The following is a 16835-nucleotide window of genomic DNA, read 5'->3' on the forward strand; positions in this document are numbered from 1 at the left end:
CTTCCTCCCGCGCCTATATGCGCTCCCTCGAACCGCACGATAAGGGCAGCGCCGTCGGGCTCTACCCGCACAATATGCACCCCGGGCTGGTGCCGGGCATCAGCGTTGAGGACCAACGCAACCGCTTCGGCCTGGATAAATCGTTATTTTCCATCACCGCAGTCCTCATCGTGGCCTTTATCATTTGGGGCATTACCATGCCCGATAACCTGGCCGCCGCCTCCTCCACCGCCTTTAACTGGGCCATCACCAATACCGGATGGCTGCTGAACATCACCATGCTGCTGGCCACCGTGACCATGGCCTATATCGGGTTCTCCCGCCTCGGCCGCATCAAGCTTGGCACGGATACGGAAAAGCCCGAATTCAGCTACTTCAGCTGGGTAGCGATGATGTTTGGCGCCGGCATCGGCGTCGGCATCTTCTTCTACGGGCCCTCCGAGCCGCTATCGCACTACCTCAGCCCTCCCCCGCACACCGTGGATAACGGCAGCTCCGTCGAGGCATTGCACCAAGCGATGGCCCAATCGCACTTCCACTGGGGCATTTCCCCGTGGGCAGCCTATGCTTTGGTTGGCGCCGCGATTGCCTACTCCTCCTACCGGCGCGGGCGCGTTCCCCTCATCTCTTCCATCTTCCAGCCGCTCTTCGGCTCCCGCGCCACGGATGGTCCGCTGGGCAAGCTTATCGATGTCATGGCGCTTATCGCCACCCTCTTCGGCACCGCCGCTACCCTGGGGCTTTCTGCGATTCAAATCGGCGAAGGTGTCAGCATCATTCGCGGCGCAGGCCCCATGACCAATTCCGCGCTCATCATCGTCATCGCCGTTTTGGGCTGCGCGTTTATCGTCTCCGCAGTCTCTGGCGTCGCGCGCGGCGTGCGCTACCTGTCCAACTTCAATATCACCTTGACCTTGGGGCTAATTGCCTTCGTCTTCTTGGTCGGGCCCACCCTATTGCTGCTGAACCTGATTCCTTCGGGCATCGTGGTCTACATCGATCAATTCCTGCCCATGATGGCCAAGGGACTGTCCTGGGGCGATGAGACCATTGAATTTCAGTCGTACTGGACGGCGTTCTACTGGGCCTGGTGGATTGCGTGGACGCCGTTTGTGGGCATGTTCGTCGCCCGCATCTCCCGCGGCCGCACCATCCGCGAATTCGCCGCCGTCACCATCTTCGCGCCCACCGCCATTTTGGCGCTGGCTTTTACCATCTTTGGTGGCACCGCCATTTCCTTCAATCAGGATGGCGTAGAGGGTTTCGACGGTGAATCCTCCAATGAGCAGGTGCTCTTTTCGATGTTCCAGGATCTCCCCCTTGGCACCATCACCCCGTTTATCCTTTTAGTCATCCTCGCGGTCTTCTTTATCACCTCGGCTGACTCTGCCTCCGTAGTCATGGGCACCATGTCCTCCAAGGGCGACCCGACCCCGAATAAGCTCATCGTCATCTTTTGGGGCTTGTGCATGATGGGCATTGCCATCGTCATGCTGCTGACCGGCGGCGAAGACGTGCTCACTGGCCTGCAAAACCTCACCATCTTGGCCGCGCTGCCCTTCTGCCTCGTGCTGCTGGCCATGATGGTGGCGTTCATCAAGGATTTGCGCTCTGATCCAATGTTTATCCGCCGCACCTATGCCCGTTCGGCGATGGACAATGCGGTCATGCGCGGCATCGCAGAGCATGGCGATGAATTCGAGTTCTCCGTCCAGCACGCCGAAGACGGCCGCGGGGCCGGGCATGACTTTGATTCCACCGCGGACCGCTATACAGAGTGGTACCAGCGCACGGATGAAGAAGGCGAAAACGTCGATTATGACTTCGAAACCGGCGAATGGTCCGATGGTTACGCCCCAGAGGATGAGGAGAAGTAATGGGTCTTCCCAGCGAGGTCGTCCTCGATGGCTACACCCTCATCGAGCAACACGAGATTGACCACGAATTCTTATTGCGCGGCTCGCCGCTTAGCACCAACACTCCCCTGCTCTTCACGCTCACCATCGCCGGCATCGCGCTCGTCGCCGCCAGCTTATTCCTGCGCGGGCGCGGGCGGGTCATCGCTGGTCTACTGGGCGCGGTGCTCACGGTGAGCAAGCTGTGGTGGATGCCTTTCGCTTTGGCACGGCACTTCGATGACGGTCAGGTCTTTGGCTATACACTCAAGTACTTCCCGCAATACTGGCCGGTGGCCTCGGTCATTGTCGGCGCCATCGCGCTCATCGGCCTTGCCTCTGCCTTTATCCGACGGCCTTAGCCGCCGAGCACGGCACCTCCAGCGACCTGCCCACTACTCTGGCGCCGCGCAGTTCACAGGGATGAATTACTTCTGCACGCCGGCGGCCTCGCGCATGGCCTTGGTCTGCGCGGAAGGGTGCTCGTTTTCGGTGGCTAGGCGCTCGAAAGCCACGGCGGCGAGCGCTGCCGCCTGCATACCGAGCACGGAGTCGTCGAAACGCATCATCGGCGAGTGGTTCCACTCGCGCTGGTTTTCGGGTGTCGAAGGGTTGGCCGTACCCATCCACATAAACGTGCCCGGCACCTGCGAAAGGACATAGCCGAAGTCCTCGGAGGCCATCATCGGGGCCTCGAAAGGCTGCATGTTTTCCGCGCCAAACATCTGCCCCCACAGCGTAGCGGCGAATTGATTCTCCCGCGGGTTTGTCTTCGTCGTGGGATACAACACCTCGAAATCCACCTGCGCGGTGCACCGGTGCGAGGCGGCCACCGAGCTGGAGACCTCGGTAATCATTTGGCGGACGGCGTCGATCTTTTCGTCGCGAAGCACGCGCACCGTCGCCCCCAGCGCCGCGCGATCCGGAATGGCGTTATACGCACCATTGCCCGCCCATAGGTTGGTCACGGTGATCACGATGGGCTCCAGCGCGTCGAAGCGGCGCGTGAGCGCGGTCTGCAGCGCCATCTGGATTTCCGCCAGCGCCGCGACGGGGTCGATAGCATCGTGCGGGCGGGACCCGTGCCCGCCCTTGCCCAGCACCGTAATGGTTAGGTTGGACGAGCTTGCCATCATCGGCCCGGGAACATAGTGGAACGTGCCCCGATCCTGCGGGCCCACGTGCAGGCCGTAGGCGGCGATTGGGCGTCGGCCAGCGGCATCGAGCACGCCCTCCTCGATCATCGGTTGGGCACCGCCCGGACCTTCCTCGCCGGGCTGGAACATAAAGGTGACATCGCCATGCAGCTCCTCGCGGTGCTCACACAGCATGCGCGCCGCCCCAATCAGCCCCGCAGTATGCAGGTCATGGCCGCAGGCGTGCATGTACTCATTAATCGACGCAAAGGGGCTGCCGGTCTGCTCATGCACCTCCAGCGCGTCCATGTCCGCGCGCAGCAGCACCGATACCGGCCGCTCGCCGCGCTTGCCACCGCGCAGCACCGCCACCACGGAGCTAAGATCCTGCCCCACATGGATCTCGAGTGGCAGTCCCTCGAGCGCTTCAAGAACCTTTTTCTGGGTGCGCGGCAGGTCCAGCCCGATTTCCGGGTGGCGGTGCAAATCGCGGCGAATTTCTTGCAGGTCCTCCACCATGTTTTCGCCCATGTCCTGGAAAATCTCCGTCGCCGGCTGCTTGCCGATGCGCGCCCTTGTCACCGGCAGCGGCGGCAACTCCTGCGCTTGGCGCGGCGCGGACTTACGGCCGGGGTGGTTGGGGCGGACAATTTTCGTGGGATCAGTCATGTAGGCTCCTTTACTCGCTGTCATATTCGACAATACCGCAGGTTATCCACAGGGTGAATGGGCGGCGAGGCGACAGGTGTGACGCGTGGGGCGAGTTATCCACAGGCGAGGCGGAGCGGGCTTTCGCGTGGGTGGACGGTGGCTTAACCTCGCAGGCATGACCCGCTTGCAGGACTACGCCCGACAATTAACCTCGCCGATGGAGCTTCTCGGCGAGGTATTCGGCCTTGCCGAGACGGACCTGCGGCGGCTCGGCATTTCCCGGCAAGAATCGCGCGAATTGCTGCTGCTTGCCGATGCCTACTTCGGCCCTACCTCCTTCACCCGCCGCCAGCGCACGTGCCGGGAAACCAAGCACTGCTTAACCACGCTCAAGCTGATTGAAAAATACGTCTCCCGCACCAAGACTAAGCGAGACGCTTGGGCGCTGCGGGCGGAGTTGTGTGCGACGTCGCGGGACATCGACAAGCTGGCGCGCACCCGGCTCAAGGAGATGTATCCTCCCCGCCAGCCCCAGCGCGGGGTGCGCATGACCCGGCGCAAGGGCGGGCCCTCCACACTGTCTATTACGGGCGATTCCGATTTCATAGCCGACCTGCACTCCACCATTGGGGAGGATTCCCCGCTCGAGGCCGTCGACCGCATCTTCTTCCGCGGTGGTGCCACGCGCCCGGTGGCTAGCACCAATATCGTCATCCACCTCGATGAGCTGGATGAGATATTAAATGGTGGCGGCGAAGAGGTCACGCTGCAGATGACCAACGGTGCCGAAATTTCCGGGGCCAAGCTGGTGGAGAAAAAGCTTGCCGAGGTTGGACTTGTCACCCTCATTCATCCTTTCGAGGGCCCGGTCAACCTCTATAGAACCTCGCGGTTCGCCTCCGAAAAGCAGCGGCTGATGGCCGCTGCCGAAAACCCCTCCTGCCCGTGGGCGGAGTGCAATTACCCAGCCGATAAATGCCAGGTCCACCATCTCCAAGCGTGGAAGCACGGCGGCGAGACTAATATGGATAACCTGACCATTGCTTGCCCCTACCACAACGGCGTCAATGACGATGACCCGCACGCCCCACCGGTGCGCGGTCGCCTGCATCGCCACCGCGGCCGCATCGAATGGCTACCACCCTGGGCCTCGCCGCCCAGCTAGGTGCTCCCTTAGACTGGCGCCACTGATCTGGAGCCGGAGTGATTCTGCACTCGCCTGGAAAGCTGCGCTCCGCCTGCCGTCGCTTTTCAACTTGCCACCTCTATTAGCAATCGCTGGTCCAGCGGTTGCCGGTTTGGCGCGCCGTGAGACCTGTGAACCTGCGGTGTGGTCTGGGGCGTCGCGAGCAGGGTACGTTTTGGTGTGTCGTGGGCCCTGCGTGCTGGCGGTGCAATTTGGCGTGCCTTCTCGCTAGATCGAGGCAATGCCACGCCCTTTGCACTGCGGTGGAAGCAAAATGCGTGGTTGCCCAGAGATTAGCTGGGCAGCGGGCTTTTAGGCCTCGAGGAGGCTGCGGCCGAAGTAATCGGAGTCGTCGGTAACGCCGGGAAGTGCGTAGAAGTAGCCGCCGCCGTAGGGGCGGATATAGTCCGCCAGCGGTTCGCCCTCGAGGCGTTTTTGCACCGTAATGAATTGTCGCTCCAAGTCCTGTTGGAAGGAGATAAACACCAGCCCCACGTCGAGGGTGCCATTATCGCGCACGCCATTGTCGTAGTTATAAGCGCGGCGCAGCATCAACTGGTCAGCGGTTTCTGGGGTGCGAGGATTGGCCAAGCGGATGTGGGCATCGGTGGGAATGACATCACCGGTGGCATCATCGAGGTAATCCGGTTCGGCGTGCTCATCGCCGCCCGATAGCGGGCCGCCGGTTACGCGGTCGCGGCCGAAGATTTGCTCCTGCTCGGCGATGGAAATGCGATCCCAAAACTCGGTGTACATGGCAATAAGCCGCACCGCCATATAGCTACCGCCCGCAGCCCAATCGGGTTCATCCGAACCGGCCCACACAAGCGAATCATAATCATCGGGGCTGGGATTGACGATGCCATCCTTAAACCCCAAATGATTGCGCTGCGTGCCCGATGGCCGCGGGGAATTCATGTAACCATTCTGCCGCCAGCGCACCGCCACATCGCCGCGGGTATGGCGCAATATATCGCGCAGCGCGTGGAGAACGGTATCGCGTTCATCGGCGCAAATCTGTAAAGCGAGGTCGCCGTGGCACATTTCTTCTTGCAGGGAGTCATCTGCAAACGCTTCCATCGCGCGCAAGTGGGCGGGCTTGTGGGAGGCAAGGCCGAAGCGGTCATCGAAAAGCGAATCGCCCACAGCGAGGGTGATAGATAAATGATCGGCTGGAAGTTCAGGGCCCAACTCGCCCGAATCCATCGCCGGGTAAGCAATGCCATCGGGCGCGGGAGTGCCACCTGCGGTTAAGAAGCGTGCCCTTTCACTTAGCGTACGCAGGAGCTTGTCCAAACGGGCTTTTGTCTTGACCTGCACGTCCAAAGCCACGATTTCCGAGTATTTCTGCGGGGGATTTATGATGCCTTGCTGGTGTTCGCCGTGAAAATCTAGCGCGCCCGGCTGATCCAAGGAATCGGCGGATTCCAGTGGAAGCGAGGTGGACTGCGCCTCTGCTCCGGGGTCAGCTGCGCCTGCGGCCGCGGAGGCGGCGAGGCCAGACAGAAAAGAGCGGCGGGAAAAGTTAAACGGGCACGGCACTAGCTCATCCTCCGAATAACGGTCATGGTGGCAACTGGGGCGAGCAGCTCATTCGCCTTGGCGACGCCCGCCTGCAAACGCAAGCGATCCTCCTGCGACCAGTCCTCAAAAGCCACGCTCGGCGTACCACCGTATTTATCGTCGAATTCCTCAGCAAGGGAGTCTAAGTCTGCGAGCTGATCGTAGATGGGCGCGGTGTCCAAGCCGCGATCCACGACCAAAGAGCGCACGGGATCCAGCGTCATCCGCGTTGACATTATGATTCCACGCAGGGCGGTAGGCAGGGCGTGGGCGCCGAAATCGCGCTCGCCGCGCAGGTCAAAACGTTCGAACTCCTCCATCACCTCATGCGCGCGCAGCCCATAATCCGGGGCGGGGATAGCGAAATGGGAGGTGTCGAGGGCGTGGGCGGTCTGGTCGGTGGCATCGGCAAGCTCGGCGGCGGGGCGGGCGGCATCGCTCGGCGGGCGGCTGGACCACAGGATGCGCTCGATGTCTTCGTAGCCCTCCAATTCCGGGCCCGGCCACTCCGCGCTGGAATCGTCGAAGGAGCGGTAATACTCCAGGTAGTCCAGGTAGGCGGCTTGGGCGGCGGGGCGGGAGGAAGAAGTGGCATCGGCAAGCGCATGGGCGCGCTTTTGCAACTCCGGCACGCGCTTTTCCTGCTCTTCAGCCTGCTTGATGGAAACCGCGGCAACCTCGTGATCCGTAATGGGAACCATCTTGGGCGCATTTCTCACCGTGGACCCCGTCACCGTGAAATCCTCCGACTCCACAGCGGAATCGTTGTGGAATACGCAGGTCAGATGGTAGGTCCCATCCTCCAGCTGCGGATTCCATTCGCGCACGGCAGGGGTGCCGACGCGCTCGAGGACCTGATAAGCGTTGCCCTTGTCATCTGAAACGTAGACCGTGAGGGCAAGCCCGGTAGTGTTATTGATCTTCCATTTCGCCTCGCCCTGCACGTCCTCAGGTGCCGGGCAAGAATACACATCGCGCACGGCGAGCTCGCGCGTGGGCTGCTCGCTGCCCTGCCCACTGAGCGTGGCCTGGGCACCCGTTTGCGGGATGGAAAGTCCAACGGCGAGCACGAATGCGGTGGCGAAACGGGAAATCTTCATCAATTAGAACGGAAATTTAGGCAGGTTTTTCAAATCCAAGCCGGGGTGACCACTCATGACCCAACCGATGATGCCAGCGGCTACGCCCAATGCGGCGAGAATACCAATAATGCCCACCTTGGTGGAACTGGATGCGGCGTGGTTGGTATCCGGCTGCTGGGCCTTATCCATCGTGGTCACGGCAGGAACGCCCTGCTCGGTGACCTTGGTGTCATTCATGCCATCGACAACCGGCTTCAAGTTGGTGCCAGCGCGCGAGGTGTCATCCACGCGCTCTACGGATTCATAATCCTCCGCGACGGTGCCATCGGTTTCATTGAGGAAGAGCTTCGGGGCCCTGTCTGCAGCCGCGAAGTCGAACATACCGGTGAGCTCACCCGCGCGGTCATCGAAGGAATCTCCGCCCAAGCGGCCGAGGCCCCAGTTGTCCTGGATGAACTTCGTCACCGAGGTCTGCTCGGTATAGGTGGAATCGATGTGGTTGGTCTTGGCGTAGGGAGAGACAACCAAGAGGGGCTGGCGGGTGCCGGGGCCGCACTGGCCGTTCTTATCGCCCTTGATGCCTACCTTCGCGGCAGCGGCGGTGCAGATTTCCTTGTCCTGGTGCGGATCAGTGGAACCGTTGAGGATTTCCGGCGCCTTGTGGTCGTACCAGCCATCGGAATCGTCATAAGCGATGACGACTGCGGTGGAATCCCACTCCGGGGAGTTTTGCAGCTCGTTGATGTAGTGAGTGATAAACGCCTGCTCATCTAGCGGGTTGGAGTAGCCGGCGTGGCCATCCTGGTAGTTGGAGGCCTTAAGGAAGGACACGGAAGGCAGGTTGCCCTGCTCGATGGCGGTATCGAAGTCCGCGAGGTCGTACTGGTGGTTTGCCTGGTCGGTCTTGCCAATCATGTCATCGCTGGACGGAGCTAGGTGGTGCGGGTTGGCGGTAGAGGCGTAGTACTGGAACGGCTCGTGGTGCGGATTGTAGTCCGTCTGATTCTGGCCGGTCAGCGTGGTGTGCGAAGAGCCGCAACGGGCGCGGGAGTCTTTCGTTGCCTTATCGGTGGGGCGGAATCCACCTTGGAACCAGCCCCAGGTGACGTCCTTATCGTTGAGTTGGTCACCAATGTTCTTGGAGTGCATCGCGGTGACCTGGTTGGTACCAGCGGAGGAGTTGTTGGAGCAGTCATCGAAAAGCGGGTCAGGGTCGCCCACCACGGTGGCGGTAGAACCGTCCTCGGATACGCCGGCCAAGGCGTGGTTCTTGCCATCCTCGATTTTCTGCTGGTCGCCCGTGTCCGGGTCGTGCATGGTGGCATCCGCAACGGTGCCGGAAATCAGGTTCAGCGCGCCCGGGGTGGAGGGGCCGAAGATGGTGGAAAAGCTATTGTCATTCAGCGCAAAGTTCTGCGCGTAGTTCCACATGCCGGTCACGGTATTGCCGTCGTAGTATCCCATGGTCATGCCGGGAGTGGCGTAGGAGCCTTCGCCATACTTATCGATGTCCGTGGAGACCGTCTCCGGGAACTTGTCCATCTTGCCGCCGTTGTAGGCTTCCTGCTCATCGGCGTAGTGGTGGTTCTGGTCCGTGGTCACGGCGTGTTCAGGCGAGATGCGAAAAGGATCGATGGAATTCGGATTGTCCTTCAGCTTGCCGCTGTTTTCGAGATTATCCGCTTTAGGGGTGTTGGCCTTGGCGGTGAACTTAGGGGCGGGTTTCTCGCTTCCCTGCAGCTTTTCGGTCTCGTCATTGAGCGCGTTCGGATAGGTACCGAAGTAGTGGTCGAAGGAAATGTTTTCGGAGTAAATGACCACGACGTGGTCGATGGGGGTTTTGGTTTCTGCCTGTGCGATACCGGGGACCAAGGAGGTCGTAGCAGCGGCTGCGGCGCACACTGCCACAGCGCGAGAGCGAAGCTTCATCTTATTTTCCGCCTTAAGTTAAACGAGTGAAACAAAGAGGGAGAAAGTGGCTGTGGCTCGCCGAAGAGTCATCGGTCGCTTTCGAATCGAAATTAAACGCCGCGAAACCATAAACCGCAAACACTCAAAAAGGGCATTCCCAGTCTCAGGAATGCCCTATATGTGCAGCTCAACCTCGCTTTTGCACAGCCGACGCCACAAAGATTGTTAACTGAAAGTTAAGGTACTATTACGCTGCGCTTTCCAGTGCCTAGTCGTCCGCGTCCGTCGACAGCGCCGCCACGAAGGCCTCCTGCGGCACCGACACGGAGCCCAAGGTCTTCATGCGCTTTTTACCCGCCTTCTGCTTTTCCAGCAGCTTGCGCTTACGCGAGATATCGCCGCCGTAGCACTTGGCCAGCACGTCCTTGCGCATGGCGCGGATGTTTTCGCGGGCGATGACCTTGGTGCCAATGGCCGCCTGGACGGGAACCTCGAATTGCTGGCGTGGAATCAGTTCCTTTAGCTTCTTGGTCATCTTATTGCCGTACCACTGGGCGGAATCGCGGTGGATGATGGCGGAGAAAGCATCCACTGGGTCACCATTAAGGAGGATATCGACCTTGACGAGGTCAGATTGCTGCTCGCCGGCCTCCTCGTAGTTGAGCGAGGCGTAGCCCTTGGTGCGGGATTTCAACATGTCGAAGAAGTCGAAGATGATTTCGCCCAATGGCATGGTGTAGCGCAGCTCCACGCGGTCTTCAGACAGGTAATCCATCCCTCCCATCTGGCCGCGCTTGGATTGGCAGAGCTCCATGGTCGGGCCGACGAACTGCTCGGGCACGATGACGGTCATGGAGACAATGGGCTCGTAGACCTCGTTGAGCTTGCCTTCCGGCCAGTCCGAGGGGTTGTGAACCCAGCTTTCCTCGCCGTCCTCTGCCACCACGCGGTAGGTCACGGACGGGGCGGTAGAAATCAGGTCGAGGCCGAACTCGCGCTCCAGGCGGTCGCGGGTGATTTCCATGTGCAGCAGGCCCAAGAAACCACAGCGGAAGCCAAAGCCCAGGGCGACGGAGGTCTCGGGCTCGAAAGTCAAGGAGGCATCGTTAAGCTGCAGCTTTTCTAGCGCATCTCGCAGGTCGGGGAAATCGGCCTGGGAGATGGGGAAAAGCCCGGAATAGACCATCGGGTCAGGGTCCTTGTAGCCCTTCAGCGGGGTCTCGGCGCCGCCGTGGGACCAGGTGACGGTATCGCCCACCTTGGTCTCGCGCACGTCCTTCACGCCGGTAATCAGGTAGCCCACCTCGCCGGGGCCCAAGCCCTCACACTTCTGCATCGTGGGCGAGACGATGCCGATTTCCAGCAGCTCGTGGTTGACGTTGGTGGACATCATCGTCACCTTCTGGCGCGGGGTGAGCTTACCATCCACCATGCGGATATAGGTCACCACGCCACGATAAGTGTCATAGACGGAGTCAAAAATCATCGCGCGCGCTGGCGCATCGGGCTCGTACTCCGAGGACGGCGGCGGCACCAACTCGCAGACCTTATCGAGCAGCTCAACCACGCCTTCGCCGGTCTTGCCCGATACCTTCAGCACTTCCTCAGGCTCACAGCCGATGATATTGGCGATTTCCAGCGCGTACTTATCCGGATCCGCCGCAGGCAGGTCGATCTTATTGAGCACTGGGATGATTTCCAGGTCATTTTCCATCGCCAAGTACAGGTTGGCGAGGGTTTGGGCTTCGATGCCCTGAGCGGCATCGACAAGCAGAATGGCGCCTTCACACGCCTCGAGCGCACGGGAGACTTCGTACGTAAAGTCCACGTGGCCGGGCGTGTCGATCATCTGCATGACGATCTGCTCGCCTGCCGATGCCCCAGATTGCGGCACCCACGGCAGGCGCACGTTCTGCGCCTTAATAGTAATGCCGCGTTCGCGCTCGATATCCATGTTATCGAGGAACTGGTCACGCATATCGCGCTCCGCAACCACCTTAGATAGCTGCAGGATGCGGTCTGCCAGCGTCGACTTTCCGTGGTCGATGTGAGCAATAATGCAGAAGTTACGGATCCGGGCGGGATCCGTAAACGTCGTGGCCGCAAAGTTTTCAGACATACGTCTACAATAGTCGACATGAATTCCGGCATGCTCACCCGTCTGCGCGAGGCGCTCGGAATCAGCGAGCGCGAGCCCGTGGACTCCGGCCTCAACCGCATCAACTCCCAGTTAGGGCTGGACAGATCCACCCAAAGCCACGAGCCGCGCAAGGCCGCCTCCATCCAGGTCGAGGCCACCGCGGCGCACCCCCGTTCCATCTTCTTCTCCCCCGATATGGACGGCCAGGCCGATTCCGGCGAGGTCGTGTGGGTGTGGACGCCTTCGGAAGGCAAGCAGTCCTCTCCCCGCGAGCGCGCCATCTTGGTGGTCGGGCGCACCCGCACCACCGTGACGGGCCTGCTCATTTCCGCCAATCCGGAGCATGCGCTTGACGATGCCTGGCTAGAAATCGGTTGCGGCGAATGGGACGCCTCCGGGCGCAATTGCTGGGTGCGCCTGGACCGTTTATTGGAGGTTTCCGAGGAACAGGTACGCCGCCAGGGTATTCTTTTTCCAGAACGCAGGTTCGAAAGAATCGCCAACCGGCTGCGTTCGCGGTACCACTGGGCCTAATTCGGCGGCCTGGCGGCTGCGGACTTGGATCAGGGTCGGCTGCGCTGCTATTATTTGCGAGTTACTTACTTTCCGGGCGCGTTGGTCGGGGCGGGCAGGGCCTTGGGTTCGCTCTTCGAATACCAGCGCCGAGCGGTTCCCGCACTTGGCGGGGATCGCGGGACACGTCCGGTGGGTTTGTTTCTGAATCAATCATTTTCGATTATCAAGAGGTATTTTCATGGCAAATATCAAGTCCAAGCAGAAGCGCGTTCTGACCAACGAGAAGTCTCGTCAGCGCAACAAGAGCGTGCGTTCCGCGGTTCGCACCGAGATCCGCAAGTTCCACGCAGCCGTAGAGACCGGCGACAAGGCTGCAGCAGAAAAGCAGCTGCGCGTTGCTTCCCGTGCGCTGGATAAGTCCGTTTCCAAGGGCGTCTTCCACCGCAACGCTGCTGCCAACAAGAAGTCCGGTTTGGCCACCGCCTTCAACAAGATGGACTAGTAACTAGCCTTCTTGTCTCCCCCCGAACAAAGCGCTGCCTGCGTGCAGCGGCTTGTTCGGGGGATTTTTATTGCGCCGTTTTCATTGCACCTGATGGATCTAGGCTAGATCATCGGCAAAGTAGGCCTCGAAGATCTTGCCCGCATCTGCATAGGCCACCGACAAGGATGTCCGGCCATGGGTTTCCACAAAAGTCTGGATGGCGGTTTGAAACTGCGTGTGGATGATATTGACCGCCGGGATGAGCCGGGGATCCGAGGCCCTCCACCCCTCGCGGGCTTGCAATGCTCGGCGGATGTGCATCATGACGCGCTCGTTTCGGCGCCAGTACATGGACAATAATTTCTCATCCTGGGAGAGCGCCCGGGCGGTCAATTGGGAAATTTCCGGGAAATGATCGTTGCCCACAGCGTGCTCAAATTCTGTGTTTGCCATGACTGCAGAATCCTCCCGCAGGCTACCGGTGGGCAGGCCAGCGGCGAAGTTTTGCAATTGCTGGTCGAACTTTTCCGAAACTTCTGGGCCGAGTACCGCTGACTCCTTGTCCTTGACGTAGTTAAAGAGGGTGCGCCGAGATATCCCGACGTCGTGCGCGAGCTCTTCCATAGTGAACCCGTCATAACCGTGGTCAATAACGAGTCGCAGTGCTGCGACTCGGATCTCTGAAATGCGCGGCATACTCTCTCTCCTCTTCCTCACGATATTCAACCCGTGAGAAACCCAACTATTCAACCCCATAAATATGGTATTTTCTTCACCTTATAGTCTTTCTCCCCACCAAGAAAAACCGACCCTTGGTAGGCTTCCCTAACCACTACGAATCGCCGAAGTTTCAGCATGCCAAAGCGACATTCCCCGCCCACGACGGCAAAGCAGGCGCCAACTCAGACGTTAAGACAACTACTGAAGCGGTAGCTTGCCCGCATGGTTTTTGCACTGGAGCACCCAGTTTATGGGCTTGTATGTTCGAAAGGGTGATAGTGTTCGTGTCTGCATGGGCGGCTAAGATAGGTGACCAATGAAAAACGTCAAGCCTCTGGTGAAATGGGCCGGCGGGAAACGCCAGCTCCTGCCGCATATTCACGCCGCCCTGCCCGCTGGGACCCCGCGGCGTTATTATGAACCCTTCATCGGCGGCGGCGCAGTTTTATTTTCGCTCACTCCGGCCTCCGCGCGGGTCAATGACCTCAACTCGGAGCTGATTAATTTATATGAGGTAGTGCGCGAAGGCGTCGACGAGCTGATTAGCTTGGTGTCGACTTGTCCGAACGACGCCGATTTTTTCTATCGGCTGCGCGCGGTAGACCGCGATGCGGAACGGTTCGCGGCGCTTTCTGCTACAGAGCGCGCCGCGCGGACGCTGTATCTGAATAAGACCTGCTATAACGGCCTGTACCGGGTAAATTCCGCGGGGCAATTCAATGCGCCTTTTGGCCGTTATAAGAACCCCACAATTTGTGATGCAGAAACGCTGCGCGGGGTCCACCAGTATTTTCGGGACAATGACATCGCCTTCACGCAGGGTGATTTCGCTGCGGCGGTGGCAGGTGCCAGTGAAGGAGACTTTGTCTATTTCGATCCGCCTTATGACCCGGTCAACGTCACCAGTTCCTTTACCGGTTATCAAAAGGGCGGTTTTGACCGCGCGGAACAAGAGCGCTTGAAGGCGGTGTGCGATGACCTCGATGCCCGCGGGGTGAAGTTCCTCCTCTCTAATTCCGCCACGGAGTTCATCCGCGACCTCTACGCGGATTTTTCCATCGACACCGTTGCGGCTACCCGCGCCATCAACTCCGTGGGTTCGCGCCGCGGCAAGGTAGATGAAGTGCTCGTGCGCAACTACGAGGTGGGCGATGAGTAAAGTACCGGGCGCACAAGAGCAGCGGGAACTTCGCGCGCTTTTTGATGTCCCAGAAGGCGAAAAGCTTGGCCTCGATGATTGGGGATGGCTGCGCATCATGGCCTCGGGGTGTGGCGAGGAGCTAGAAGAAAACGGATACTTCTACCTCACGGCCAAGGAGCTAAAGGAGCTTTCCGGCCGGGAACCGCGGCTGATGGCCAAGCACGATTTTTCTACCTCTCGACCGTGGATTTTCAAGGAACTGGGCCTGGGGATTCTTCCGGTTAGCCGCAGCGAATACTTCGTCGGGCCGTTGGACCTGTACGAACGGTTCCCGGACCCCACCCACGCCGGGCCAGGTTCTGTGCGCACGTTGGACATGCCAGCGGGCCTTGACACCCTCGATATCGAAAGCGTGAACTCGGAATCGATGGCGTTGAATGTGGCATCGGCAAGCGGCATGCTTGAGCACTTTTTGAGATGCGAACCATTGCAGGCCACCGTCGCCGGGCGCATGTCGTCGCTGGAAATGACGATTCCGGTGCCGGATCTGGGGCTGGAAGTCAAGGTCGAGCGCGCGCAGATGGAAATCGACGGCGGCTTCGAATCGCTCGAGCATTTGGTGCTGGTGGAGGCGAAAAACCACATCTCCGAAGACTTCAATATCCGGCAATTGTATTTTCCGTACCGGCGCTTCCAGCAGCGGCTAACTAAAGCCGTGGTGCCCGTGTTTTTGGTCTACTCGAATGGGATTTTCCACCTGTATCGGTACGATTTCAGCGATCCCGCGGATTTTCGCAGCATCGCGCTGGTAGACCACGCCCGCTACGCCCTGAGCGCTTCGCACCTCAGCGTGGATGATGCGCTGGGCATTATTGGCTCCGTCGATGCTGAGCCGGAGCCGGCAGGGATTCCCTTCCCACAGGCCAATAGCTTCGAGCGCGTGGTTAACCTGGTGGAGCTCATCGCGCAGCAGCCGATGAGCAAGGAGGAAATCGCGGAGCAGTACGACTTCCATCTGCGCCAGGCAGACTATTACGCCAATGCGGCCTGCTATCTCGGGCTGCTGGCGCTTGCCGATGACCACTATCAGCTCACCCCTCGCGGTGACAAGGCCATCGCGCAGCCCCGGCGCGATGCGCGCAATGCTGCCCTGCTGCGCGCGTTGGCGGCGCGGCGGGTATTCCGGCAGGCGCTGGAAATGAGCCTGCGGCGTGGGAAGGTGGCGGAGACACACGAGATTGCGGCGGGGATACAAGGACTCGGCTTGGGCGCTGGCACGGCGAGGCGGCGGGCTTCGACGGTGGCGCGGTGGATCCAGTGGGCGCTGGATGTGGTGGCAGTGGGCGAACCTGAAACCCTGCCTGGGCTTTAAGCCATGAGCTGCTGCACACCAGCGACCACGAGCGCGACGCCGGCGATGATGAAGAACAGGCCCGATCCGATATCGATCCACGGACCGGCGGCGATGAGCTTGCGGCGCACCGCATTCGTGGAAATCACCGTGGCCACCACGAGGAAGAAGGCGAAGGCCGATAGCGCCAGCGCCAGGGTTAAGGCGATGGCCAACCACAACGGTGGGGATGCCGGCAGCTGCGGGGCGATCATGGCGGCGAGGAACAACACGATCTTCGGGTTGGACAGGTTCGTTGCCAGCCCCATCTTGAAGGAATGGCGCAGCCGACCCAGCTTGGCCTCGGCGTCCTCCAAATCAACGGGCGGGTTGGTGCGCTGTTCGAGGCCGCTGCGCAGCGCCCGCCATCCCATGAAGACGAGGAAGCTGCCGCCGATGGCCTGGACCGCGCCTAAGATTCCGGGGAAGGCGGTCAGAAGGGCGGCCGCGCCAAAGACCGTGGCACCGCACCAGAACAACACGCCGATTTGAATGCCTGCGGCCGCAGCGATGGCGTGGCGGCGCGACTTGGTGGCATAGCGGGTGACCAGGATGATATCTGGGCCTGGCGAGGCCACGCCCACTAGGTTCATCAGGAGAATGGTGAAAAAGGAAGTCCAGCTCACTGCGCGGACTCGCCTTCCAAGCGGCTGAGCAGATCCTCGCGGCCAAACATGCGGGCCGAATCGATGGCGGTTGGCTGGCCGGCGGTAGCGGAGGCGCCGGCGTTTAGGAGGGCATCGATAACCGCGTCTTCTTTTTTGAAGATCGCACCTGCCAGGGGCGATTGGCCGCGATCATTGAGCAAGTTCACGTCGGCACCGGCGCCCGCCAGCGCGGTGACGAGTTCCGCGTGGCCGTGGTAGGCGGCAAGCATGAGAAAAGACTGGCCTTCTTGGTTGACCAGATTGATATTGACGCCCTGGTCAATATAGTTCAGGAGTTCCGGGTTTCCTTCCCGCGCCATGTCAAAGAGCCGGCCGGCGAATTCTTGCACTTGTTCCTCAGACATGGACTCTA

At 60.3% G+C, this 16835-nt stretch carries 15 protein-coding genes; 7 read left to right on the forward strand and 8 right to left on the reverse strand.

Going from position 1 to position 16835, the window contains the following annotated elements:
* The first annotated feature begins 17 nt into the window (after positions 1 to 17).
* Positions 18 to 1877 carry a BCCT family transporter gene (locus ACLI1T_RS08675; protein ID WP_411703310.1) on the forward strand — a complete coding sequence of 620 codons (1860 nt, stop codon included), beginning with the start codon at positions 18 to 20 and terminating at the stop codon, positions 1875 to 1877.
* A complete protein-coding gene (locus ACLI1T_RS08680) occupies positions 1877 to 2257 on the forward strand; it encodes a hypothetical protein (RefSeq protein WP_411702440.1) in 381 nt (126 codons plus the stop codon). The genes ACLI1T_RS08675 and ACLI1T_RS08680 overlap by 1 nt, the downstream gene beginning before the upstream one ends.
* A gap of 66 nt (positions 2258 to 2323) precedes the next feature.
* Here ACLI1T_RS08680 and ACLI1T_RS08685 read toward each other — a convergent pair whose 3' ends face one another.
* Positions 2324 to 3700 (reverse strand): M20 family metallopeptidase, encoded by a 1377-nt coding sequence (locus ACLI1T_RS08685; protein WP_023023481.1) that lies wholly within the window; start codon positions 3698 to 3700, stop codon positions 2324 to 2326.
* 157 nt (positions 3701 to 3857) lie between these two features.
* Between ACLI1T_RS08685 and ACLI1T_RS08690 the strand changes: the two genes are divergently transcribed.
* Positions 3858 to 4847 carry an HNH endonuclease signature motif containing protein gene (locus ACLI1T_RS08690; protein WP_411702441.1) on the forward strand — a complete coding sequence of 330 codons (990 nt, stop codon included), beginning with the start codon at positions 3858 to 3860 and terminating at the stop codon, positions 4845 to 4847.
* A 333-nt stretch (positions 4848 to 5180) separates the two neighbouring features.
* Here the strand turns inward: ACLI1T_RS08690 and efeB are convergent, their stop codons facing one another.
* From efeB to lepA, 4 genes are all read right to left on the reverse strand, one after another.
* Positions 5181 to 6410, reverse strand: coding sequence for an iron uptake transporter deferrochelatase/peroxidase subunit (gene efeB, locus ACLI1T_RS08695; RefSeq protein ID WP_411702442.1), 1230 nt, complete (start codon positions 6408 to 6410; stop codon positions 5181 to 5183).
* Positions 6410 to 7531: an EfeM/EfeO family lipoprotein gene (locus ACLI1T_RS08700; RefSeq protein ID WP_411702443.1), complete on the reverse strand. Its 1122-nt coding sequence runs from the start codon at positions 7529 to 7531 to the stop codon at positions 6410 to 6412. Before ACLI1T_RS08700 ends, efeB begins: the two co-directional genes overlap by 1 nt.
* Positions 7532 to 7534: 3 nt before the next feature.
* A complete protein-coding gene (locus tag ACLI1T_RS08705) occupies positions 7535 to 9442 on the reverse strand; it encodes an alkaline phosphatase family protein (protein ID WP_349886622.1) in 1908 nt (635 codons plus the stop codon).
* Between the two features lie 250 nt (positions 9443 to 9692).
* Complete coding sequence (lepA, locus tag ACLI1T_RS08710) at positions 9693 to 11543, reverse strand: translation elongation factor 4 (RefSeq protein WP_411702444.1); 1851 nt, start codon at positions 11541 to 11543, stop codon at positions 9693 to 9695.
* 18 nt (positions 11544 to 11561) lie between these two features.
* Between lepA and ACLI1T_RS08715 the strand changes: the two genes are divergently transcribed.
* On the forward strand, positions 11562 to 12098 hold the full coding sequence (locus tag ACLI1T_RS08715) for a type II toxin-antitoxin system PemK/MazF family toxin (protein ID WP_411702445.1): 537 nt from the start codon (positions 11562 to 11564) through the stop codon (positions 12096 to 12098).
* Between the two features lie 220 nt (positions 12099 to 12318).
* Complete coding sequence (gene rpsT, locus ACLI1T_RS08720) at positions 12319 to 12582, forward strand: 30S ribosomal protein S20 (RefSeq protein ID WP_023023493.1); 264 nt, start codon at positions 12319 to 12321, stop codon at positions 12580 to 12582.
* A gap of 99 nt (positions 12583 to 12681) precedes the next feature.
* Here rpsT and ACLI1T_RS08725 read toward each other — a convergent pair whose 3' ends face one another.
* Positions 12682 to 13260 (reverse strand): TetR/AcrR family transcriptional regulator, encoded by a 579-nt coding sequence (locus tag ACLI1T_RS08725; RefSeq protein WP_023023495.1) that lies wholly within the window; start codon positions 13258 to 13260, stop codon positions 12682 to 12684.
* 340 nt (positions 13261 to 13600) lie between these two features.
* Between ACLI1T_RS08725 and ACLI1T_RS08730 the strand changes: the two genes are divergently transcribed.
* Both ACLI1T_RS08730 and ACLI1T_RS08735 read left to right on the forward strand, forming a co-directional pair.
* Positions 13601 to 14443, forward strand: a complete 843-nt coding sequence (locus tag ACLI1T_RS08730) for a DNA adenine methylase (protein WP_411702446.1) — start codon at positions 13601 to 13603, stop codon at positions 14441 to 14443.
* Entirely contained in the window at positions 14436 to 15797 is a 1362-nt protein-coding gene (locus ACLI1T_RS08735; protein WP_411702447.1) for a type II restriction enzyme, read from the forward strand. Before ACLI1T_RS08730 ends, ACLI1T_RS08735 begins: the two co-directional genes overlap by 8 nt.
* On the opposite strand, the gene ACLI1T_RS08740 is transcribed toward ACLI1T_RS08735, so the two are convergent.
* Positions 15794 to 16441, reverse strand: a complete 648-nt coding sequence (locus ACLI1T_RS08740; RefSeq protein WP_411702448.1) for a LysE family translocator — start codon at positions 16439 to 16441, stop codon at positions 15794 to 15796. The genes ACLI1T_RS08735 and ACLI1T_RS08740 overlap by 4 nt on opposite strands.
* The gene (locus tag ACLI1T_RS08745) at positions 16438 to 16827 is read right to left on the reverse strand and encodes an ankyrin repeat domain-containing protein (RefSeq protein ID WP_411702449.1); all 390 of its coding nucleotides are present in this window, start codon (positions 16825 to 16827) and stop codon (positions 16438 to 16440) included. Before ACLI1T_RS08745 ends, ACLI1T_RS08740 begins: the two co-directional genes overlap by 4 nt.
* Positions 16828 to 16835 lie beyond the last annotated feature (8 nt).

Source organism: Corynebacterium tuingiense (genome assembly GCF_046718165.1).
GTDB lineage: Bacteria > Actinomycetota > Actinomycetes > Mycobacteriales > Mycobacteriaceae > Corynebacterium.